The 21546-nt window shown below is 57.3% G+C and carries 21 protein-coding genes and 1 tRNA gene; 8 read left to right on the forward strand and 14 right to left on the reverse strand.

Annotated elements, in window-relative coordinates; all coding sequences use genetic code 11:
- Positions 1 to 20: 20 nt before the first annotated feature.
- A complete protein-coding gene (locus tag ASB66_RS10390) occupies positions 21 to 1391 on the forward strand; it encodes an aspartate aminotransferase family protein (protein WP_114386520.1) in 1371 nt (456 codons plus the stop codon).
- A gap of 38 nt (positions 1392 to 1429) precedes the next feature.
- On the opposite strand, the gene ASB66_RS10395 is transcribed toward ASB66_RS10390, so the two are convergent.
- From ASB66_RS10395 to ASB66_RS10410, 4 genes are all read right to left on the reverse strand, one after another.
- Entirely contained in the window at positions 1430 to 1717 is a 288-nt protein-coding gene (locus tag ASB66_RS10395; RefSeq protein WP_060715929.1) for a DUF2218 domain-containing protein, read from the reverse strand.
- 2 nt (positions 1718 to 1719) lie between these two features.
- Positions 1720 to 2340, reverse strand: a complete 621-nt coding sequence (locus ASB66_RS10400; RefSeq protein WP_060715928.1) for a PadR family transcriptional regulator — start codon at positions 2338 to 2340, stop codon at positions 1720 to 1722.
- 91 nt (positions 2341 to 2431) lie between these two features.
- A complete protein-coding gene (locus ASB66_RS10405; protein ID WP_060715927.1) occupies positions 2432 to 3958 on the reverse strand; it encodes a glycosyltransferase family 39 protein in 1527 nt (508 codons plus the stop codon).
- A gap of 1 nt (position 3959) precedes the next feature.
- Positions 3960 to 4922: a glycosyltransferase family 2 protein gene (locus ASB66_RS10410; RefSeq protein WP_060716038.1), complete on the reverse strand. Its 963-nt coding sequence runs from the start codon at positions 4920 to 4922 to the stop codon at positions 3960 to 3962.
- A 149-nt stretch (positions 4923 to 5071) separates the two neighbouring features.
- Here ASB66_RS10410 and ASB66_RS10415 point away from each other — a divergent pair, with 149 nt between their 5' ends.
- Positions 5072 to 6043, forward strand: a complete 972-nt coding sequence (locus tag ASB66_RS10415) for a lysylphosphatidylglycerol synthase domain-containing protein (protein ID WP_060715926.1) — start codon at positions 5072 to 5074, stop codon at positions 6041 to 6043.
- Positions 6044 to 6065: 22 nt separating this feature from the next.
- Here ASB66_RS10415 and ASB66_RS10420 read toward each other — a convergent pair whose 3' ends face one another.
- Both ASB66_RS10420 and ASB66_RS10425 read right to left on the reverse strand, forming a co-directional pair.
- A complete protein-coding gene (locus ASB66_RS10420) occupies positions 6066 to 7580 on the reverse strand; it encodes an AMP nucleosidase (protein ID WP_060715925.1) in 1515 nt (504 codons plus the stop codon).
- Between the two features lie 59 nt (positions 7581 to 7639).
- On the reverse strand, positions 7640 to 7834 hold the full coding sequence (locus ASB66_RS10425; protein ID WP_060715924.1) for a hypothetical protein: 195 nt from the start codon (positions 7832 to 7834) through the stop codon (positions 7640 to 7642).
- Positions 7835 to 7995: 161 nt separating this feature from the next.
- Between ASB66_RS10425 and ASB66_RS10430 the strand changes: the two genes are divergently transcribed.
- Complete coding sequence (locus ASB66_RS10430) at positions 7996 to 8688, forward strand: glutathione S-transferase family protein (protein WP_060715923.1); 693 nt, start codon at positions 7996 to 7998, stop codon at positions 8686 to 8688.
- 57 nt (positions 8689 to 8745) lie between these two features.
- Here the strand turns inward: ASB66_RS10430 and ASB66_RS10435 are convergent, their stop codons facing one another.
- The gene (locus ASB66_RS10435) at positions 8746 to 9084 is read right to left on the reverse strand and encodes a DUF2147 domain-containing protein (RefSeq protein WP_060715922.1); all 339 of its coding nucleotides are present in this window, start codon (positions 9082 to 9084) and stop codon (positions 8746 to 8748) included.
- Positions 9085 to 9614: 530 nt separating this feature from the next.
- On the opposite strand from ASB66_RS10435, the gene ASB66_RS10440 reads away from it, so the two are divergent.
- Positions 9615 to 9881: an SEL1-like repeat protein gene (locus ASB66_RS10440; protein WP_015915438.1), complete on the forward strand. Its 267-nt coding sequence runs from the start codon at positions 9615 to 9617 to the stop codon at positions 9879 to 9881.
- Positions 9882 to 9999: 118 nt separating this feature from the next.
- Here the strand turns inward: ASB66_RS10440 and ASB66_RS10445 are convergent, their stop codons facing one another.
- The 3 genes from ASB66_RS10445 to ASB66_RS10455 form a co-directional block, all read right to left on the reverse strand.
- Complete coding sequence (locus ASB66_RS10445; RefSeq protein ID WP_060715921.1) at positions 10000 to 11112, reverse strand: pyridoxal phosphate-dependent aminotransferase; 1113 nt, start codon at positions 11110 to 11112, stop codon at positions 10000 to 10002.
- 157 nt (positions 11113 to 11269) lie between these two features.
- Complete coding sequence (locus ASB66_RS10450) at positions 11270 to 11683, reverse strand: PilZ domain-containing protein (protein ID WP_060715920.1); 414 nt, start codon at positions 11681 to 11683, stop codon at positions 11270 to 11272.
- A 170-nt stretch (positions 11684 to 11853) separates the two neighbouring features.
- Positions 11854 to 12207, reverse strand: a complete 354-nt coding sequence (locus ASB66_RS10455) for a hypothetical protein (RefSeq protein WP_060715919.1) — start codon at positions 12205 to 12207, stop codon at positions 11854 to 11856.
- Between the two features lie 134 nt (positions 12208 to 12341).
- On the opposite strand from ASB66_RS10455, the gene ASB66_RS26570 reads away from it, so the two are divergent.
- Positions 12342 to 12515 (forward strand): hypothetical protein, encoded by a 174-nt coding sequence (locus ASB66_RS26570; protein WP_174084567.1) that lies wholly within the window; start codon positions 12342 to 12344, stop codon positions 12513 to 12515.
- On the forward strand, positions 12497 to 13714 hold the full coding sequence (locus ASB66_RS10460) for an NAD(P)/FAD-dependent oxidoreductase (RefSeq protein ID WP_060715918.1): 1218 nt from the start codon (positions 12497 to 12499) through the stop codon (positions 13712 to 13714). Before ASB66_RS26570 ends, ASB66_RS10460 begins: the two co-directional genes overlap by 19 nt.
- Before the next feature lie 423 nt (positions 13715 to 14137).
- Here ASB66_RS10460 and ASB66_RS10465 read toward each other — a convergent pair whose 3' ends face one another.
- Positions 14138 to 15166, reverse strand: a complete 1029-nt coding sequence (locus ASB66_RS10465; RefSeq protein ID WP_060715917.1) for a porin — start codon at positions 15164 to 15166, stop codon at positions 14138 to 14140.
- Positions 15167 to 15302: 136 nt separating this feature from the next.
- Positions 15303 to 16352 carry a porin gene (locus ASB66_RS10470; RefSeq protein ID WP_060715916.1) on the reverse strand — a complete coding sequence of 350 codons (1050 nt, stop codon included), beginning with the start codon at positions 16350 to 16352 and terminating at the stop codon, positions 15303 to 15305.
- Positions 16353 to 17118: 766 nt separating this feature from the next.
- On the opposite strand from ASB66_RS10470, the gene ASB66_RS10475 reads away from it, so the two are divergent.
- Positions 17119 to 17208 (forward strand) — tRNA-Ser (locus ASB66_RS10475).
- A 72-nt stretch (positions 17209 to 17280) separates the two neighbouring features.
- Here ASB66_RS10475 and ASB66_RS10480 read toward each other — a convergent pair.
- Together ASB66_RS10480 and ASB66_RS10485 are read right to left on the reverse strand one after the other, a co-directional pair.
- Complete coding sequence (locus tag ASB66_RS10480; protein ID WP_060715915.1) at positions 17281 to 18168, reverse strand: alpha/beta fold hydrolase; 888 nt, start codon at positions 18166 to 18168, stop codon at positions 17281 to 17283.
- Positions 18169 to 18210: 42 nt separating this feature from the next.
- Positions 18211 to 20295: a lytic transglycosylase domain-containing protein gene (locus tag ASB66_RS10485; RefSeq protein ID WP_060716037.1), complete on the reverse strand. Its 2085-nt coding sequence runs from the start codon at positions 20293 to 20295 to the stop codon at positions 18211 to 18213.
- A gap of 223 nt (positions 20296 to 20518) precedes the next feature.
- Here ASB66_RS10485 and dapA point away from each other — a divergent pair, with 223 nt between their 5' ends.
- Positions 20519 to 21403, forward strand: a complete 885-nt coding sequence (dapA, locus tag ASB66_RS10490; RefSeq protein ID WP_060715914.1) for a 4-hydroxy-tetrahydrodipicolinate synthase — start codon at positions 20519 to 20521, stop codon at positions 21401 to 21403.
- Positions 21404 to 21546 lie beyond the last annotated feature (143 nt).

Genomic DNA, 21546 nt, shown 5'->3' on the forward strand with positions numbered 1-21546 from the left:
GCCGCCTAAGGATGCCTGCCATGAACGAGAAACCTGCCACCCTTTCCAATCTTGCCGCCATCGATGCCGCCCATCATCTGCACCCGTTCAACGACACAAAAAAGCTGAACGAGGCGGGTGTCCGTATTATCGAGCGCGCCGAAGGCGTCCATATCTGGGATGCGACGGGCAAGAAATATCTGGATGCGTTTGGCGGGCTGTGGTGCGTCAATGTCGGCTATGGCCGCAAGTCGATTGCCGATGCGGCCTATGCGCAAATGCAGGAATTACCCTATTACAACACGTTTTTCGGCTCCACCACGCCACCAGCGACGTTGCTGGCGCAGAAGGTTACCAGCCTGGCCGGGCCGCAGATGAACCATGTGTTCTTCACCAATTCGGGTTCCGAGGCCACGGATACCTGGTTTCGCCTGGCGCGGGTTTATTGGAAGGCACTCGGTCATCCCACCAAGACCCAGGTTATTGCCCGCAAGAATGGCTATCACGGCTCGACTGTGGCGGGCGCTTCGCTGGGCGGTATGAAATATATGCATGAACAGGGCAATCTGCCGATTGAGGGCATTCATCACATCAATCAGCCCTATTGGTATGGCGAGAGCGGCACCCTGTCACCTGACGAGTTTGGCCTGAAGGCCGCGCAGGAGCTGGAAGCGAAAATTCTGGAACTTGGCGCGGAAAACGTTGCGGCTTTCGTGGCCGAACCCGTGCAAGGGGCGGGCGGGGTTATCATTCCGCCGCAGACCTATTGGCCGGAGATCGTCCGGATCTGCAAGCACTATGACGTTCTGCTGGTCTCGGATGAAGTGATCTGCGGCTTTGGCCGGTTGGGCAGCTGGTTCGGCTATCAGCATTTCGGTTTCGAGCCAGATCTGGCTCCGATTGCTAAGGGCCTATCATCAGGCTATCTGCCGGTCGGTGGCGTGCTGGTCTCGGATCGGGTGGCCGAGGTGCTGATCAATGAGGTCGGCGATTTCAATCATGGCTATACCTATTCCGGCCATCCGGTCTGCGCAGCAGCGGCATTGGAAAATATCCGCATTCTGGAAGAAGAAAAATTGGTGGAACGGGTACGCGACGATATCGGCCCGTATTTCGCCAAAGCGCTGGCTTCGCTTGCCGATCATCCTTGCGTGGGCGAGGTCGTCAGCCTTGGGCTGATCGGCGCAGTGCAACTGACGGCTGACAAGGCGTCGCGCCGTCGTTTTGCCAAGCCCGACGATGTCGGCGCGCAAGTGCGCAATCAGTGCGTTGCCAATGGCGTGATTGTCCGCGCCACCGGCGACCGCATGCTGTTTTCGCCGCCGTTTATTATCTCCCGCGCCGAGGTCGATGAGGCGGTGGAGGTTTTAGGCAAGGCGCTGGACTGGCTGCGCGACACTTATCGCGAATAGGTCACGTTATACCAAGGTCATTTTCAATGACCTTGGTATCAGGCGGGTTTCCAATCAAAGGGCAGGGGCGCTTCGCGGAAGGCGAAGCGGTCGAGATGGCTGGAGACCACGCCTTTGTAGCGCTCCAGCAACTCGTCGTTTTCCGCTTCGATAGTGACGGTCAGTCCTGCCTCGTCGCAGGTCATCACGGCGGTGGCCGTGTCGAACGTCACTGTGCCTTGGTTTTCGCCAAGCTCGACGGTCAGTTTATGGCTCCAGTGCTTGCAGAGCTGCTGGACATATTTCCAACCGTGTTCAGTGGGGACGATGGCAATGGTTTTGGTCATGGTCAAAGCCTTTCAATCTTGCTGGCTGCTTCATCGAGAATGCGGGCGACATCCAATTGCGTCTCGCGCGATACGTCGTCCTGGGCGAGCCGGTCATGGATCACGGCCCGTAGATTATGGATTGCCCGGCGCACCGGCCCGGCATCGGTGCGTTCGGTCAATTTGGCAAGGGCGGTCAGCCGGGCGATGGCGATCTCTACCGCCTCGGCATTGTCGTCGAGGTGGATTTTTCCGGCCTCGGTAATGCCCAGTAATTTGCGGGCACCCTCGGTCTGCTGTTCTTCGGCCAGGCCCATATCCAGCAACAGGGTCATGGTCGGATAGATCACGCCGGGGCTGGGCGCATAGGCACCGCCCGAGAGCCGCTCGATTTCGCGGATCAGGTCATAGCCATGGCGCGGCAGTTCCGAAATCAGCTTCAGCAGCACCAGCCGCAATTCGCCGGTCTCAAACATCCGGCGGCGTTCGCCATCGCGTCCGCGCCCATGCTTGCCGTCCGGCCCTTTATGCCCAAAGGGGCCGCCGCGCATCGCGTGCATCAGGTCGGCAAGCGGATGACCACCTCTGCCTCCCCCTCGGCCACCATGTTCGCCTTGATAGTCATGTGAATGAGAAAATCGCATTGTGTATCTCCGATACGTTTTTATAGGTCTAAGATATATCTTAGATAAAATCTATCAAGAGGCGTTGCGATTTTTTTGCCAGATCGAAATGTCAGGGCGTAGCGGAATAATAGAGGGCGTAGCCGAAGGAATAGAGCGAATGCGGCCGTCCATGCAGGAAGGGCAGGGCGATTTCGCCGACCGATTGTGCCTGTAGGCCTGGATAGGTGGCGATCCAATCCTTCATGGCCTTTGGCATTTCCGGATTGGGCCTGCCGAAATTGCGCCAAATCACCAGCAGCGGATGCTGTGCATCGAAACGCGCCGGTACAGGTACGCCGCTGGTCGGGGGGACGGTAACGGCAATATCGGGTGCATGCAGGCGGATGTTGCCAGCCATTTGCTGATCGCTGGTCAGCACCAGAACCGGACGGCTTGGCGCAGAGGCCAGTGCTGTGGAAACGGCCTGGCCATAGGGGACATTCTGCTTCTGGTAATGGCCGATAATGCCGGCGCCTACTACGCGACCATAGAGGATCATCGGCACCAGCACCATGATAGCAAGCGCGACGACCAGAAAGCGACGCAACTGTCCTTCTTCGCCCAGGCCCGCCGCTTCGACTTTCAGGCAAAGATAAAGCGGCAGCATCAGGAAACAGGGCGCAAGCCAACGGTCCTTGATGGCGCTCACTCCGCCGAAGATTACCATCAGCGCCAGAACCGCGACCACCAGCAGCATCATCCGGCCCAGCAGCCGGGTCCATTCATTGCTGGCGGACAAAACGGAGGCGGCTGGACGCGGCAGATGAGGGAAGGGCAAGGTACGGGCGAAGGGTATCAATAGCAGCGCCATGGTGGGGGCGGCGCTGGCCAGAACGGCAGTGCTGAGCGATGTCAGCCCCTTGAAGATCTGCTGTGGCAGGCTGGTAATGTTGTCATCGGTCATTTTACCCAGCGTATTGCGGGTCGCTTCCTGCATATGCTGGAAAAACCACAGGGCATGCGGCAGCGCGATGGCCAGTGCCACGCCAGCCGTCAGCAGGATGCGCCAGTCCAGCACGCGCCTGCGAAACTTCGGCTCCGCCAGGATGGCGAGGAAGGCGGCGCTGACCAATAGAACGAAGTTGTATTTGGAAATAAACCCACAGCCAATGGCAGCCCCGGTCAGGGCATAGCTCCAGATGCTGGGCGATTTCAGAGTCCGCAACACCCCGAACAACAACAGCGCGGTGCAGAAAATCAGCGCGACGGTATGGGTCAGGTCTCGCTGTGCCTCAAAGCTGATCTGCGGCATGGTCAACAGGCTCAGGCAGGCGATGATGACGAGATCCCGGCTTTTCAGCACCTGCGCCGCAGCCAGCGCGATCAGCGCGTAGCTGGCAAACAGCATCAGGTTTTTCAATAGCGCCAGCGCCAGCCGGTTAGGGCCGAGCAGTTCCACCACCCCATACTGGATCCAGTTGTAGAACGGCGGCTGGCTGTCGTAGCCGATCGACAGCCATTGCGCATAATAAAGCTGCTGGCCTTCGTCTAGTTCGAGCGACGCGGGTAAGGCCAGACGCACCAGCACCTGAACGAGAAAATAGACGCCCAGGAGAAGGAAGAGGGAAGCGGGCTTCTGCCGGAGCGTCGAAATCATCTCAGATGTCCCTGGTATCCGGTGCTTGGTCGTAGGTCTTGCGGATCACATAGGCACGCGGTGTATCGTAGGAACGGGTCAGCATTTCCGCGACAATGCCAGTGGTGATCATCTGGATCGAGGCCAGGAACAGCATAACGCCGACCAGCAGCAGCGGCCGCGTGCCGATATCCTCGCCCATCAGCTTGATGACGAACAGATAGAACAGGATCAGCGCGCTGAGCGTGCCGATGAAAAAGCCGATCATCCCGAAGAAATGGCCAGGCCTTTGGCGAAAGCGCATGAAAAACAGCACGGCCAGCAGATCGAGCACGACGCGTGCGGTGCGCGAAATACCGTATTTCGAGGTGCCGAACTGGCGGGCATGGTGATTGACAACGGTCTCGCCGATCCGCGACGATGGAATGACGCTGGCGACCCAGGCCGGGATGAAGCGGTGCATGCCGCCCATGATGCTGATCTGCTTGATGATCTGGGCGCGGTAGAGTTTCAGGCCGCAGCCATAATCGTGGATGCGTACGCCTGTGACCTTGCCGATCAGCCGGTTGGCACACCAGGAGGGGATCTTGCGCAGCACCAGTGCATCCTGCCTGGCCTTGCGCCAGCCGCAAAGCAGGTCGAGATCGCGGCTTTCCAACTCGGCGATCATCCCGGGAATATCGTGCGGGTCGTTTTGCAGGTCGCCGTCCAGCGAGGCGATCAGCCGTCCGCGTGCGGCGTCGAAACCGGCCTGAAGGCCTGCCGCCTGGCCGAAATTGCGCTGGAACTCGATGATTTTCAGGTCGAGGCCTTCACGGCCGAGATAGGTCTGCGCCCGGCTCAATGTCCGGTCGGTGGAGCCGTCATCGATGACAATCAGTTCCCAGGGCTTGCCGAAATCCTTCAGCGCTTCCATCACCCGCTCGATCATCCGACCAATATTGTCTTCCTCGTTCATGAAGGGCACAACGACCGACAGTTCGATCGCGGATGCGGCATTATCGGAGGAGGCAGGGCCGGTTACGGCGGCGAAACGGTCTGTCGGCAAGGGAGGAACTCCGAAAATTGCTGGCCTTTATAAGTCCGGGTGTTATAGGAACCGGCGCGGCCACGCAATTCGGAACTGACAGGGCAATGACCTCAATCGATCAAAGTCACCGCAAATCGTGGATAAAGCGCCATGGCGTTTCACTCATCGCCTTTATCGCTATTGCCGCCTATGTGGTTTTTGTCGAGGCCGTCTGGGGCTGGGGCATGGTGCTGCGAGAGTGGCAGGCACTGGGCCTTTCAACAGTGCTGCTGGCGTTGAGCCTGTTGGTGTCCACCTCTCTGGTGCGGGCCTGGCGGATTTACGATTATTTCCCGCGCCAAACCGCGGGCCGGTTTACCGCGCTGTTTCATCTGGCGCAGGTTCATAATCTCCTCAATATCCTTTTGCCGTTTCGAAGCGGGGAAACCAGCTTTCCGCTGCTGATGCGCTCGGAATTTTCCGTGCCGCTGTTGTCGGGGACCTCGGCGCTGCTGGTGATGCGGCTCCTGGATCTGCATGCGCTTCTGGCCGCTGCCGGTCTTGGCCTGGTGGTGGGAAAGCCGCAGCCCCAAGTATGGGGAATGGCTTGGCTGCTGTTTCTGATCCTGCCGCTGATCGGCTTTGCGTTGAAACGCCCTGCTTTAGTTTTCGCAAGGGCGCGGTTTTCCGGCAGGGTGCTCAAGATGGTCGAAGGGGTGGAGGCAGGCCTGCCTGCGCATAAGGCGGCCTTTTTCCGGGCCTGGGCCATGACCATCGTCACCTGGGGGACCAAGGTTCTGGTGTTTGCCTGGGTGTTAAGCCTGATGCAGGTGACACCACTATCGGCGGCTTTTGGCGGAGCATTGGGCGGGGAGCTTTCCTCCGTCCTGCCGTTTCATGCGCCTGCTGGCGTCGGCACCTATCCGGCTGGCATCGTTGCCGGTGCGGCGGCTCTTGGAGCGGGAGTGCAGGATATGGACGGCTTGGCCAAGGCCGCCGTCAACCTGCATTTGATCGTCATTGTCTCGGCCTTGCTCAGTGCAGCGCTCTCGCTGGCGCTGCACGCGGTTTTCCCTTCACCTGCGCGAAAGCTCTGAAACCGCAAGGCATCGAAGATGCTTACTGGAAGGCGGTTTCGAAAAAGCTTCTCAGCTTGCGTGAATGCAGTTTTTCCGTCGGCATCGCACCCAGCTTCTGCAAGGCGCGGATACCGATCTGCAAATGCTGGCTGACCTGGGTCTTGTAGAAAGCAGTCGCCATGCCCGGTAGTTTCAATTCGCCATGCAGCGGCTTGTCGGACACGCAGAGCAAGGTGCCGTAGGGAACGCGGAAGCGGAAGCCATTGGCGGCAATCGTCGCCGATTCCATATCGAGCGCAATGGCGCGCGATTGCGACAGGCGTTTCACCGGACCGCGCTGGTCGCGCAGTTCCCAGTTGCGATTGTCGATGGTGGCCACCGTGCCGGTGCGCATGATGCGCTTCAGCTCGAAGCCTTCATAACCGGTGATTTCCTCGACGGCATCTTCCAGTGCCAGTTGCACTTCGGCCAGCGCCGGGATCGGCACCCAGACGGGCAGGTCGTCGTCCAGCACGTGGTCTTCGCGCATATAGGCATGAGCCAGCACATAATCGCCCAGCCGCTGGCTGTTGCGCAGACCGGCGCAGTGGCCAAGCATCAGCCAGGCATGGGGGCGCAGCACGGCCACGTGGTCGGTGATTGTCTTGGCGTTGGACGGGCCAACGCCAATATTGACCATGGTAATGCCAGCATGCCCCTTCATTTTCAGATGATAGGCTGGCATTTGCGGCAGGCGGCCAAGCGGCGCGCCGGAGGAGGGCGCATTTTCGCCGGCCAGCGTGGTGATATTGCCCGGTTCGACAAAAGCCGTATAGCCTTCGCCGCCATTGGCCATCAGGGTGCGGGCATAGGCGCAGAATTCATCGACATAGAACTGGTAGTTGGTGAACAGCACGAAGTTCTGGAAATGCTTGGCGCTGGTCGCGGTATAATGCGACAGCCGCGCCAGCGAATAATCGATCCGCTGCGCAGTGAACGGTGCTAAGGGGAACGGCTCACCGGCTGGCGGCTCATATTCGCCATTGGCGATCTCGTCGTCCGTGGTCGACAGATCAGGCGTGTCGAAAATATCGCGCAGCTGGATATCGGAAAAGCCGGTGGCCGAAGCCTCGACATGCGCGCCTTCACCAAAAGCAAAATGCAGCGGGATCGGCGTGGTCGACTCGCTCACCCGCACCGGCACTTGATGATTGCGCATCAACAGAGACAGCTGTTCCTTCAGATAGTGGCGAAACAATTTCGGATTGGTCAGCGTCGTCGTATAGATGCCAGGCGAAGTGACATGCCCGTAGGAAAGCCGGGTGTCGAGATGGCCGAAACTATTGGTCTCAATACTGACCTGTGGATAGAAGGCTCGGTAACGGCCCTCTATCGGCGCGCCATTGGCAAGGGCGGTAAACGCATCGATGAGAAACGCCGTATTGCGCTCATAAATCTCTGTAATCGCATCGACAGCCTCGCGGGCATCGGCAAACAGCCTTGCCTCGTAAGCGGGTGGGCTGATGATGGTGACAGGGATAGGCCCAGGTATGGAATTGACGATTCTATTGCTCATGAGACGTTATATATCGGTCTGAATAACAAGCAAACGACAGGCGTGCATTTCCGCTGAATTTATCCCCTGCGCGCCGCGATGCGGGGAGCTGAAGGGGCAGACCTGTCTTGCAGCGAATAGAGCCGCTCTCCTGTCAGGCCCGTGCGCAGGTTTTGCGGTATCCGGGTAGAATTGATGACCAGTATGGAAAATAGCGCCGCGAACACCGCCATGATAACCGTTACCGCCGTCAGCCGTAGTGTAATGTCTCTCATGATATCCCCCGATAGCTTGATGGTTTTGATATGAAACGATCAAGCTATCCCGAGGCTGGAATTCCGACTGGCGCTTTTGCGTTTGTCCCTTGAACTTGGCGCCATGATCTTTACCTCAGAGGCAGGCAGCCCCTGCAATGATGCCGTAAAGGAGAGAGTCCATGACCGCACCTATCGAGCTTTATTACTGGCCCACCCCGAATGGCTGGAAGATTTCCATTCTGTTGGAAGAACTCGGCCTGCCCTATGAGGTGAAATACATCAACATTGGCAAGGGCGAGCAATTCGCGCCGGATTTCCTGAAGATTTCGCCCAATAACCGTATGCCAGCGATCATCGATCCGGATGGTCCTGGCGGGGAGCCGATATCTGTGTTCGAATCCGGTGCCATCCTGCAATATCTGGGACGCAAGACCGGCAAATTTTATCCCACGGACGAGCGCGCCCGCGTTGAGGTGGATCAATGGCTGTTCTGGCAGATGGGCGGCCTTGGTCCGATGGCCGGACAAGCGCATCATTTCCGCCAATATGCGCCGGAAAAGATCGAATACGGCATCAACCGCTACACCAATGAAGTCAACCGTCTCTATGGTGTGATGAATAAGCGGCTGGCGGATCGGGAGTTTCTGGCGGGCGATTATTCCATTGCCGACATGGCCTGCGTCGGCTGGGTGGTACCCCATGCCAATCAGGGGCAGGACCTCAACGATTTCCCTCATCTGAAGCGCTGGTTTGAGGCGATGATGGAACGCCCAGCGGTCAAGGCCGGTATTGCTGTTGGCGCCGAGCGGCGCAGCAATGTCGCCACCGATGAGGAAGCCAAGAAAGTCCTGTTTGGCCAGAAGGCGCGATAAGCAGGCCTCTTCAAAATCAGGGAATACCGCGCCGGTTTGATCCGGCGCGGCGAAATATTACAGTCTGGTCCAGGTCTGGCTCTTGCACAGTACGGCCAGAACGCAGCCCTTCAAGTTGAGGGATTTGCCCTGAACATTTGCCGAGCCGGAATAGGTCTTGTCATTATCCGGATCGGTGACTTCGCCGGTATAGCTGGCACTTGAGCCACTCAGCTTGCCGATTTGTTTGCCAGCATGCTTGCCCGTCTTCAGGGTGATGCAAAAGGCTGTGCCACAGCTGGCGATCTCGGCAGTTTCACCGCTCGCCGTCTTCCATTTGCCTTCGATCGGTTCCGCTGCGCTGACACTTGTCAGGCTCAAGGCCAATAGTCCGGCTGCTAGCAAAATAGTTCTCATTCTTTCCTCCACGATCCTCCGCCCCCGATATGGTTTCGGGTAACAAGACCGTCAAATTAAATGACGCGCACGTAAACGTAAATAGGGCTCTGATGCGATGTGAAAGGCGCTATCGCAAGGGAAGAGTTTCGAAGCCTTTCCGCATCTCTCTCGATCATGGTGAACAAAGAGTAAAATCACAACTGTAAAAGATCGGTAAAATTAACCTCTATTTGCCGGTAAACCAGCCCCTGTAATGCTTAACGGAAAGACAAGTTGACAAAGGGTTTCGAGCCCGTTTGCCACCCGTTAAGCAAGCATTTTAAGCGCATTTTGAAACCCGTCCGACATAATGAACCCATCAAACGAGCAGGGAAAACCTGCCGCACCGCAAGCACCGAAAAGCGACGCAAGATCGCCAGGATGTTGACGGTTCAGACATAAAAACAGGGACTTAGCCTGGCGGGGTATTCCGGCGCAATGATAAGCCGGAAACCCGCCATGACACTGAAAAAAGACCAACCGAAGCCAAATTGGACAGGAACTAGACCATGGCACGTTTCGATATGCAGGCAGACGATATGGCCACGATTGGTGGTCAGCCACAGGCTGATATCTTTCGGATCATGGGCCTGATGTATGCCACCGGTCGTGGCTGCGAGCAGGATCTGGTGTCTGCCCATAAATGGCTGAATATCGCCGCGATCAAAGGCTGTGACCGCTCTGTCGGCCTCCGCTCGGATCTGGCCTCGACCATGACCAAAAGCCAGCTGGCCGAAGCGCTGCGTGACGCCCGTGAATGGATGACGTCCCACTGATCCACCGCCATCCATGAAATAGGGCATCCATGAAACATGGTAATGCCAAACTATTCAACCGCGACCAGCAGGAACAAGGCTGGCGCGGTTTTTGTTTTCAAACGGTATTGAAGCCGCTTCAGCCGATATCGCGCAGCACGACTGGCAGCACTTGCTCCAGCAAATCGAGATCTTCCGGCAAGCCAGCGCTGATGCGGATACAACGATTGAGCGGCGCCACGCCCGGCATGCGGATAAACACGCCATGCTGCATCAATCCATCGACAATAGCGCGGGCATAGGCATGGTCGCGGCCGCAGTCCACCGCCACGAAATTGGTCGCTGAGGCCAGCGGTTGCAGCCCATTCTGGCGAGCAATTGAGGAAATTCGCTCCCGTGCCGCGATGATCCGCTCGACGGTTGCGGTCAGATAATCCTGGTCCCCGAGGGCGGCCAGAGCCGCGGCAACGGAGGTCCGCACCATGCCGAAATGATTGCGGATCTTGTCAAAGGCAGACACCGTTCCAGGTGTACCGATCGCATAGCCGATCCGCGCTCCCGCCAAGCCGTAAGCCTTGGAAAAGGTGCGCATCCGCAGCACATTCGGCAGATCGATCAGCGCATCGACCGCAGGGATGCTGCCAGCCGGGGCAGTTTCGCTATAGGCTTCGTCCAGAATGAGCAGGCATGTCTCGGGCAGGGCGCGGGCAAAGGCAACCACGTCGTGGCTCTCGTGCCAGCTTCCCATCGGATTGTCTGGATTGGCGAGATAGGCCAGCGGCGCATTTTCGCGCCGCACCGCCTCCAGCAAACCGTCGAGATCCTCGCGGTCCTGCCGATAGGGCACCGTCACCAGTCGCCCACCAAACCCGTTGACGTGAAAATTGAAGGTCGGATAGCCACCAAGCGAAGTGACGACTGGCAAACCCTGCTCGATCACCAGCCGCACGGTTAGGCCCAGAAGATCATCGACCCCTTCGCCAACCGCAAAATTATCGGCTGCAAGGCCATAATGGGCAGCCAGGGCGACCTTCAGATCGAAATTTTCGGGATCGGCATATTTCCAGATGTCGGATGACGCGGCCTGCAATGCCAGGTGAACTTTGGGCGAGGGGCCGAAGCCGCTTTCATTGGCGCCGATCCTGGCTTTGACCGGCAGACTACGCTGGCGCTCGATAGCCTCGGGGCCGACAAAGGGAACGGTCGCGGGCAGGCGGGAGATAAGCGGTGTAAACCGCGAAAAGGATGACATGAACGCTATTCCTGGCGAATCGGTGTCGCTGAGAATAGAAAGGCTGCAAGGAGCCGCCAAGGGGCATGAGATCAAACAACAGTGGCTAGCCCTCTTTATTGCGGCGGACGGCAGTTGATTGAAAATAAATGGTGCGCGACAAGGTTTGAGCGCCTGCTCACCGGGCAAGTCTGCCTGTACCCGGCGCAACGGTTTTTCCAGCATTGTCCTTGGTGCGGTCGGCACTCATGACGAAGTCGGTACGGATAATCCGTTGCAACAAGACTTCTGAAATCGGCATTAGAAATTTAACACCAGCCCTTGTGCCGTTTCGATAAGCCTCGGCACAGCCAATGCGCGTAGCAATTCCTAGCACCTCCAGATAATAGTGACTGCCAAGGCCGATCCCGGTATCCAGTTCTATACCAGCGCCACCGCGAGAAATATCCAGCACCGTGGCGCTGCGCATGGTCACGCCGCTCAAACCGGCACGGACCGCCATGATACGAGCCGGACGACGAACCTGGTAACGGTCCCAGCGCCGCTCATACATTTCTGAAGTGACGGTCGCTAGATGGGTTCCTTGCAGCATGATTTCTCCTCGGTTGTCCATGTTGTCAGGAGAAGTTTGCCGCAATGGCATTTCAGAGCGTTGAATCTATTCCATCAAATTTGAGCGATTGGACTAATTTTAAAACCAAAACGAGAGATTTTAAAGAAACGCAACTCAATCTCAAGTTCAACCGATGTTAGTCTGTGCCATTACGGCCCAAATTCGAATGAGAGCTTTACGACGTGATGAAGGAATTCGGGATCGATCAGCATGTTGAAGCTCACCACTGCCGTCTCTTGTTCGCGACGCATCAAGGTACAGCCGATCTCGTCGCGGATGCCTAGAATTTCCAGAAAGAAGTTTTTTGGCACGGGTAGCATGCGGCTGACTTCGAGTTCAGCACCTTGCAGAGAGATTTTGCGGATCAGGCAGCGTACCGTGGTTTTGGTGCTGAGATGATGGCCCACAAAGATGATTTTGCCAGGTCGGTCAATGCCGAACTTCTTATAGACAAGGTCCCGCGGAATGTCCTTTTTTGCATCGGGAATGTTCTGCAGCGGCATGACACCGGTCCTTCTTCTCCTTCTTGGTATCCCAGTTTAACGCAGTTTTCCTAATTGTTTGCCTCATCTTATCGGTAAAATTGTCGAGCGTGACGAACTGCGGCAACTCTTCTGATCCGTCCCAAGGTGAGGAGGTGGCCGATCTTCGAAACCTGGCATTATTGCATCCAGGCGTGGCCACCGAACTTGACGGGTTTGCATCTGGTATTTACCCGTTGATGAGAATGGTTATCGCGCTGAACGCCATATTTTTCCGGCAGAGAGTTCGCGATTTTTCTGGAGGCACGGCGTGGAAAATTCATTGGTGATTGTCGGTGCAGGGCAGGCCGGTTTTTCTGTTGCGTCAAAACTACGGGCGCTGAACGACCAAAGACCGATCACCATGATTGGCCTTGCGCCAGAATTGCCCTATCAGCGCCCACCGCTTTCAAAAAAATACCTGATCGGCGAAATGAGTTTTGATCGACTGCTGTTGCGACCCTCCCAATGGTATGATGAAAACGCGATCACACTGCGTCTTTCCAGTTGGGTGGAGGAAATTGATCGGTCAAAAAAGCTGCTTCGGCTTCAGGACGGCTCATCACTTTCCTATGACGCGCTGGTGCTTGCCACCGGTTCGACGCCGCGAGGATTGCCGCAGGAAATTGGCGGCGACCTAGCGGGTGTCTACACGATCCGCAACAAGGCGGATGCCGACCGCCTGGCTGAGGTGATGAAGCCAGGGCGGCGGCTGTTGATCATAGGGGGCGGCTATATTGGCCTGGAGGCTGCTGCCGTGGCGCGCCATCTCGGCCTTGAGGTCACAGTGATCGAAATGGCCGACCGCATTCTAGCGCGTGTTGCCGCGAGAGAGACCGCCGATTTTATCCGCGCCGTTCACCAGAGCCATGGTGTGATGATTCGCGAAAGCATGGGCTTGAAACGCCTTCTCGGCGAAAATGGTGCCGTGACCGCCGCCGAGCTATCAGATGGCAGCAGGCTTGATGTCGATCTGGTGATCGTCGGGATCGGCGCTACGGCCAATGACGGATTGGCACGCAATGCCGGACTGCACGTACAGAATGGCATTATTGTCGACAACTATGCCCGGACATCCGATCCTGACATCTTCGCTGCAGGCGACTGCGCGTTGCTTCCTTGGGGCGAGGGGGCTGTCCGGCTGGAATCTGTTCAGAATGCCGTCGATCAGGGGGAAGCCATCGCCATGGTGCTCGGGGGTGGGACAACGCCCTACACGCCAAAACCATGGTTTTGGTCGGATCAATACGATCTGAAATTGCAAATCGCCGGTCTTAACCTGGGCTATGACGAGACGATTGTAAGGCCGGGCATGCGCGAGGGTAGCCTGTCCGTCTGGTATTATCGTGAGGACCGTTTCCTTGCGGTCGATGCCATCAATGATGCCAAGGCCTATGTCACGGCCAAAAAGCTTCTGGAAGCCGGTCGGTTCGCCGATAAGGCAATTATTGGTAATCCGCAGGAAGATTTAAAGCAGTTGCTGGCCTGATTCACGCACTGACGAAATAGCTTTCTGGGCCATTTAACGTACCTCAAGTCCATGAGGCGTGTGAGACATTTGCATCTCGTTCAACGCGACAATGCGTGAGCATCTTCACGCCTTGATAGAAGGCCATCCAGACTTTTTCAGAGTGAGAGCCTACCTTGGGAAGAGGGAACCCCGTTTTTCCCGACAAGACAAACGACAACACAAGACGGGAGAGTTTGTCTGGTTCAATCGAAGCAGAAAAACCCAACGATCCTAAAGCTCAATCTTTCGATCCCAGCCCCCTTTAAGAGAGCATTATATGGGATAGGCGCAATCGCGAATTATATCCAACCCAGCTTACGCCATTACGCATCGCGATAAGGCAATAAAAAACCTCCGGGCGTAAACCCGGAGGCTATTGTCAACTGAAGATCAACAATCAGATCAGAACTTGCGTTCCAGACGAACAAAGCCCGTCCAAACGTCGTCGTTGCCATCCCAGTCGTGGTCCTGGTACTGAGCCGAAACCTTGGTGGTCAGGCCTTCTGCCAGCTTGTAGTCAACCGTCAGACCAGCTCTCCAGATGTCGCGACCAAAGTAATCGCCAGAAGCGTCGGTTTCGGTTTCACCCCAGTACTGAACGCCAGGCGTCAGGCTCAGCTTGTCGGTGATCTTTGCTGCATACTGAGCAGCAACAGTCCACTTGCTGAGGTCGTAATAGGCGCTTGCGCCGGTCGAGTAGATCGCAGCGATACCGAATTCGCCAGGACCGACTTCAGCCGTTGCCAAGCCACGAATTGCGCCGTCATTCGCTGCAAAATCCCAGGAGCCGAGCAAGTTAGCTGTGATAGGTCCATAGGTGGTGCCGACCTGAGCTTCGAGACCAACGCGAGAATTCTTGTTGTAAGGATTGTCAGCCAGGTCACGAGAATACAAACCGGTCAATTCGTCAACCGAACCGTATACGAAGAAATTATCGGCCTTGTACTTGTAAGCAATCGAGTTCAGACGGTTCGAACCGATATCGTCGGTTTCGCCGGACAGATCGCTATCCCAAGGATTGTAGAAGGAACCGATCTGGAAGCCAGCAACAGTGATGAAGGCTTCGTCGAGTTCGAGGCTGCCGCCGTCTTCATCAGCCCAAGTACGGACCGTGATGGTCGAGCCGATCGTGCCGAGTTCGGAGTCGTTCTTGGCGTCGAAAGTGACGAGGCCACGCGTACGAGCATTCCAGTTACGATCATCGCCCAAGCTGTTGTTGCTTGCGCCCTGAACTTCAAAACGAACGTAGCCGCTCATCTTCAAGCAGGTTTCAGTGCCGGGGATGTAGAAGTAGCCAGTGCCGAAAGCATCGCAAACGCGGACATATTCAGCAGGTTCGGGGGCAGCTGCAACAATAGCATCAGCAGCCTGTGCGCCAGATACTGCTGCGAGAGCAGCAGCGGAGCCGAGAAGAAGGCCCTTAATATTCATTTTTGATCTCCAGTTTAACGTTTAGGAAATAGAGATATTCTCTCTATGAACCGCTCTTGTTGTTTGCCCCCCGGCATACTGACTAGGCCCCGTATTTAAACGGGGCCTAGCCTTAGTCTTATCTCTTAAGAGATAATTAGAACGAACGCTGCAAGCGAACGAAACCAGACCAGACTTCGTCGCTGTTGCTCCAGGAATGATCCTGGTACTGAGCGGAAACCTTGGTGGTCAGGCCTTCAGCCAGCTTATAGTCCAGCGTCAAGCCACCCTTCCAGATGTCACGACCGGTGTATTCGCCAGCGCCATCAGTCTCGGTGTTAGCGAAGTACTGAACGCCAGGGGTCAGTGTCAGCTTGTCAGTGATCTTTGCGGCGTATTCAGCAGCAATCGTCCACTCAGCCTTGTCGTAGTAAGCGGAAGCGCCGGTCGAGTACAAGCCAGCGACGCCGAGAACACCAGGACCGAGGTTTGCGGTTGCGAGCAGACGAACAGCGCCGTCGTTGGCAGCAGCATCCCAGCCACCCAGCAGGGTTGCTGTTACCGGACCGAACGAACCGCCAACCTGACCTTCAACACCAACGCGCTTGTTTTCGTTGTAAACAGCTGCCGAGCCACGAGAATAAAAGCCGGTCAGTTCATCGACAGCTACGCCAGCGAAGAAGGTGTCGGACTTGTAGTTGTAAGCGATCGAGTTCAGACGGTTCGAGCCGAGGTCATCGGTTTCGCCGGAGAGGCCCGTATCGAAGTAGTTGTAGAAGGAACCGATCTGGAAGCCAGCAACAGTGATGAAGGCTTCGTCGAGTTCGAGGCTGCCGCCGTCTTCATCAGCCCATGTGCGGACTGTGATGGTGGAGCCGATCGTGCCGAGTTCGGAGTCGTTCTTGGCGTCGAAAGTTACGAGGCCACGGGTACGAGCGTTCCAGTCGCGCTCATCGCCACGCCATGAGGTACCACGACCAGTGTCATTGGTGTTGCTGTTGCCCTGAACTTCGAAACGGACGTAGCCCTTAACGCGAAGGCAGGTTTCGGTGCCGGGGATGTAGAAGTAGCCAGTGCCGAAGGCGTCGCAAACGCGGACGTATTCAGCGGGTTCCGGTGCAGCAGCAACGATAGCGTCAGCTGCCTGGGCGCCGGATACTGCTGCGAGAGCCGCAGCGGAGCCGAGAAGAAGGCTCTTGATGTTCATAATGACCTCCAGTCAAGTTTCATTAGGGTCTGGGCTTGTTTGGCTGAAGGACAGTATTTCCTGCCCCCATTCCCGTTAACGTATGAAACGGACGATCCACCGCCTCGCTTCTGGATTTGAAAATACAAAACGCTGCTGCGCTTGCAATCGACAAACGGCAAACGGGGCGGTTTCGCCATAGCCTTCCCCGTTTGATGTTGCTGAAAGGACACAAAGCTATGGCCGAACCGGGGCATTTGTTTACTCTTTGTTAAGAAACGCTTTGAAAAACAAAGGCTAACGCCAACCACCTGAAAACCGGCTTGAATTCCGACCTCATCCGAAATGCGGCAAATTCGGGCGATTCGATGCCCACGAGTGCTGTTTGAAGGCGATCTCAGGCAAAGTCGCTTCAAGGTGAGACGATGTTTTCAACAGCCTCTCCGGCACGCAGTGTAGCAAAATTGGACTGAGGACAGCCAGAATCGATGGCGATTCTATTTTAGACCCTAGCGATTCTCTCATGCAATCGCCGTGTCGTTCGTTGCCCGGGGAGGTTCGTGCGTGCGTTCTTATTGTTAAAGGAAGTGCGCGCACGTCTTCTTATAAGGGCAATCAAGACGAAACAGGGCGGTGGGGGCGCCTCGAATGAACATGCGGGATTTGCCTAAGCCAGCAGAGCGATACGGAGTTTCCTTTGTTCTCAATAAGGAAATGCCGCCTTTATCGTGGAAGTTGGCGAAAAGCGCTTGCAATCGAATCTACGACGACATAATCAGACCGCACCGGAGAGGTGGCCGAGTGGTCGAAGGCGCTCCCCTGCTAAGGGAGTATACCAGAGATGGTATCGTGGGTTCGAATCCCATCCTCTCCGCCATCAAACAAACTTCCATTCAATCCTGTCATAACAATCACAACGGCGCGCTGCTTTCGTTGAAACCCTGATTGTTTACCTGCCGCTGAGGAATTGCTCGATCTCGGCTGCAAGCGGCATGAGATGCAGCAAGGGCGCGTGGCCCTGGCCCTCGGCAATGACCAAGCTGGCCGAGGGATGGCGAGCGATCATTGATTCGCTTGCCTGCCTGGATAGCAGTTGCGAATGCTCACCGCGAATGATCAGCAGGGGGAAGGGGGCCAGCGCCTCGTATTGCACCCATAGATCCGGGATTGGCTTGCTGAAATCGATGCTGGAGATTTGTGCGGCAATCGCGGGATCGTAATCGGCGACGGGAATACCGTTTTCGTCGCGGTAGAGCGCCTGCGCCATGTCTTCCCAGTCCTGCTGGTCCAGCACCGGAAACGTCGAACCATGCATGGATCTGAGATAGGCGGGGCAATCTGCCCAGGTCTTTGGTGCGCCACCTCTGCTCAGATAATCCCTGATGGCGATCAGCCCCTCTTTTTCCAGAACCGGTCCCACATCGTTGAGAATCACGCGGCGAATACGGCTGGAATGCATGACGGCCAGGAAATGCAGCAGAAGTCCGCCTCTGGATGTGCCGATAAAATCCGCCTGAGCAACCGCAAGCTCATCCAGCACCGTGCCCACGTCGGCCATTTCCGTCAAAAGATTGTAGTTTTTCGGGTCCGGGTCTCGCTCAGAGCCGCCACGGCCGCGCGAATCGATGCAGATCACCCGTCTTCCGCCCGCAGCAAGCCGTTGGGCCAGTGGCGTGAAATCGCGGTGATTGCGAGTCAGGCCGGGCAGGCAGACGACCGGGGGCAGGGAAGCCAGATGAGTATCGCCGCTGGCTTGGTAATCGCGCACGAACAGTTGGATACCGTCGGCGGCTGTAATCGTCCGGTCTTGAAAGGTCCCATTCTCCAGGTGTTGCATGCCGTGAACTCCTGTTGTCGTCACCTTATCCACTATCCGCCGTCAGCGGCCATAGCGAAGATCGTGCTCGATATCTGCGGTCTGCCCCAGCCGGGTCTTGTAGATCTGGTAGTTTTCCATGACGCGCTGTACATAGCCGCGCGTTTCGGGGAAGGGGATGCGCTCGATCCAGTCGACGACGTCATCGATTGGCATGCCGCGTGGATCGCCATAGCGGTTGATCCATTCCGGCACCCGCTTCGGTCCGGCATTATAGGCAATGAACGTCAATATATAGGAGCCGCCGAAAGCGTCGATCTGTTCGCCCAGATAATGGGCGCCGAGCGTGGCATTATAAGCAGCGTCCTGGGTCAATCGATCCGGTGAAAATGCCATGTCATGACGCTTGGCGACGGCCTTTGCCGTGGCCGGCATCAGTTGCAACAGGCCTTTGGCATCGGCGGCGGACACGGCTGCCGGGTTGAATGCGCTTTCCTGGCGGGCAATGGCATAGGCCAGTGCCTTGCCGGAGCCGGCAATATTGGCGGAGGCCGGAATGACGCCAATGGGGAAGGCCAGGGCCGGTACGTTTATGCCACGGCCATAGGCGGTCTTGCCCACTTGCAACGACAATTGGTGATTGCCGGCGCGCTCGGCCTTGGAGGCGAGAAGTGCCAATTCTCCAGGGCTTTGCAATTGTTCGGCCAAGGCCCGGTAAAGGCTTGCGCCGCGCCATTCGTGGCCGGCGGCCTTGTAGCGATCAATAGCGATAATGGCTTCCCGGCTGGCGAAACGACGGCGGTCTTCCTCAGTCGGTGTGGGGTAGCGAATGTCGAGTCGCGTTTGCTTCAGGCGGGCGCCTGCCAATTGTCCATAGAAGGTGCCGGGATAATCGGCTGCCCGGACAAAATCCTGCCTGGCTGCGGTTGGATTGCCTTGCGCTTCATCGGCACGCCCCAGCCAATAATAGGCGCGCGAGGCGGATAGTGGTCGATTCGACGCCTCGACAATCCGGCGAAAATGCTGGGCTGCGGTTTTTGGATCATTAAGGCCGCGCAGAGCATACCAGCCCGCATGAAACTCGGCATCGACGATATCGACCGGGTCGGTGGCAGTGTAGCCAGCGGCAACCTGATAGGCCAGCCGGTATTTGCCGTCATCGGCAAGGCCGCGCGCCACAATACGCCGCTCATTCCACCATTCGCCCGGATTGACCAAACGTGACGCGTCTCTGGGCACAAGCGCTAGCAGCTTTGCCGCGTCCTGGTAATTGTCCTGGCGGCGCTGATACTCGATCTTGACGAACAGCAACGCGGGGTCATTGCCAAACCGTGCGCTGGCGGCCTGAATCAGCGCCACAGCCTTGGGCGAACGGCTGTTGACCGCCATCCAGGCGGCATAAAGAGCTTGCGCATCGCCAAGCGACGCGAATCGCTTGGCCTGGGCGGTGCGGCCACGATACATCAGATAATCCATCCGTACCTTGTGATCGGCGCGAGTCAGCAGGCCGCCGAATTCGCTCAGGATGCGGTCTTCGGTGGCAATTTCCAGCGGCTGGCTGCGCCACAGGTCTTTCAGGATAAAAACGGCGCGACTGCGGTTGCCGCTTGCCACCAGGGCGCGGGTCAGGATGATCGTGCCTTCCGCCGTTTCCGGCTTGGTCTCTCCGAAGGCTGCCAATACATCCGGGGCTGGTGGGTTTTCGCGCAATAGCGCCTTTTCCGAATTGGCGCGGAATGCGGAAAGCCCCGGCCATCCTTTCAGCTCGCGCTGGGCATTGGCAATTTCCGAGGAAGGAATACCGGCAAGGCCCGACATGGCAATCGACCATGTCAGCATATGCCGGTCCAGCCCCTGGGGCATGGCATCGCGAATCGACAGCGCCAGCGCTCCGTTGCGATCCGACAGGGCGTCGAGGCCGGATTTCAGCGGGGACCGTTCGACCGGCATCGGCGCGACAACCGGGATGGAGCCGGTAATGTCGCCGGAGACAGAGGAGGCGGAAGAGGCCGAAAGCGCCGCTGGACGGTTGGCGGGTGCTGGCACATCTCCACCACCCAGGAGCGGCTGGGACCAAGACACACCGGCAGGGGCCAGCGCCGCCACACCTATGGACAGGGCAAGCTTGAGCAAAATGGTCCGTTTCATCGGCAAACTCGTCCGGAAAATGCGCATAGCTCCCATTAACTCTGACCCCGATTAATGAATGCTTAATGAAATGGCGTCAATGCGACGAAAATTCCGCATTGAAAAACTGTCATAAAACCGGACGAACCGTGCTTGTACCGGTGCGGGCCTAGCAGTAATGTGCCCGCGTTTGATTGCACATTTACGGCTGACCAGGGATTGGCGGCCGTTGGGAGTTCTATGCATGTTCCAGGGTTCCATGCCCGCGCTCGTCACGCCGTTCACCGAAACCGGGGCGATTGACGAGAAAGCCTTTGCCGCTCATGTCGAATGGCAGATCGCCGAAGGCAGTTCCGGCCTGGTGCCGGTTGGCACGACAGGCGAATCGCCAACCCTGACCCATGCCGAGCACAAACGGGTGGTGGAACTGTGCGTCGAAGTGGCCGCCAAGCGGGTTCCGGTGATTGCCGGCGCTGGATCCAACAATACGATGGAAGCCATCGATCTCGCCCAGCATGCCGAAAAGGCCGGGGCCGATGCCGTGCTGGTGGTGACACCTTATTATAACAAGCCGACCCAAAAGGGGCTGATCGCGCATTTCTCGGCGATTGCCCAGGCGGTCTCCCTGCCGATCATCATCTACAATATTCCGCCGCGCTCGGTGATCGACATGAGCCCGGAAACCATGGGCAAGCTGGCCCAGGCCCACAAGACCATCGTGGGCGTCAAGGACGCCACCGGCAAGCTGGAGCGGGTTTCCGAACAGCGGATCACCTGCGGGCGCGATTTTATCCAGCTGTCCGGCGAGGATGCGACCGCGCTGGGCTTCAACGCCCATGGTGGGGTCGGCTGCATCTCGGTGACAGCCAATGTCGCGCCGCGCCTGTGCGCCGAGTTCCAGGCTGCGACGCTGGCCGGGGATTTCGCCAAGGCTCTTGATTACCAGGACCGGCTGATGCCGCTGCACAAGGCGATCTTCCTGGAGCCTGGGCTTTGCGGAGCGAAATATGCCCTGTCGCAGCTCGGTCGGATGGGCCGAACCGCACGCCTGCCGTTGTTGTCGACACTAGAAGCCTCGACTGAAGCGGCTATCGATGCCGCTCTTCAACATGCGGGACTGACGAACTGAGATCATCAATTGACGGATGGGCCGGAGTCCACATTGGCTCCGGCTTCTTCCATTACGGGTACTGCTGTATTACATAAGGCCTGACAGACCGGAGCAGTAACCCGCCGGCGTTTAGAAAAACAAAAAGCATAGGTCGGATTGGA

The sequence above is a fragment of the Gillisella vitis genome, assembly GCF_001541345.2.
GTDB lineage: Bacteria > Pseudomonadota > Alphaproteobacteria > Rhizobiales > Rhizobiaceae > Allorhizobium > Allorhizobium vitis.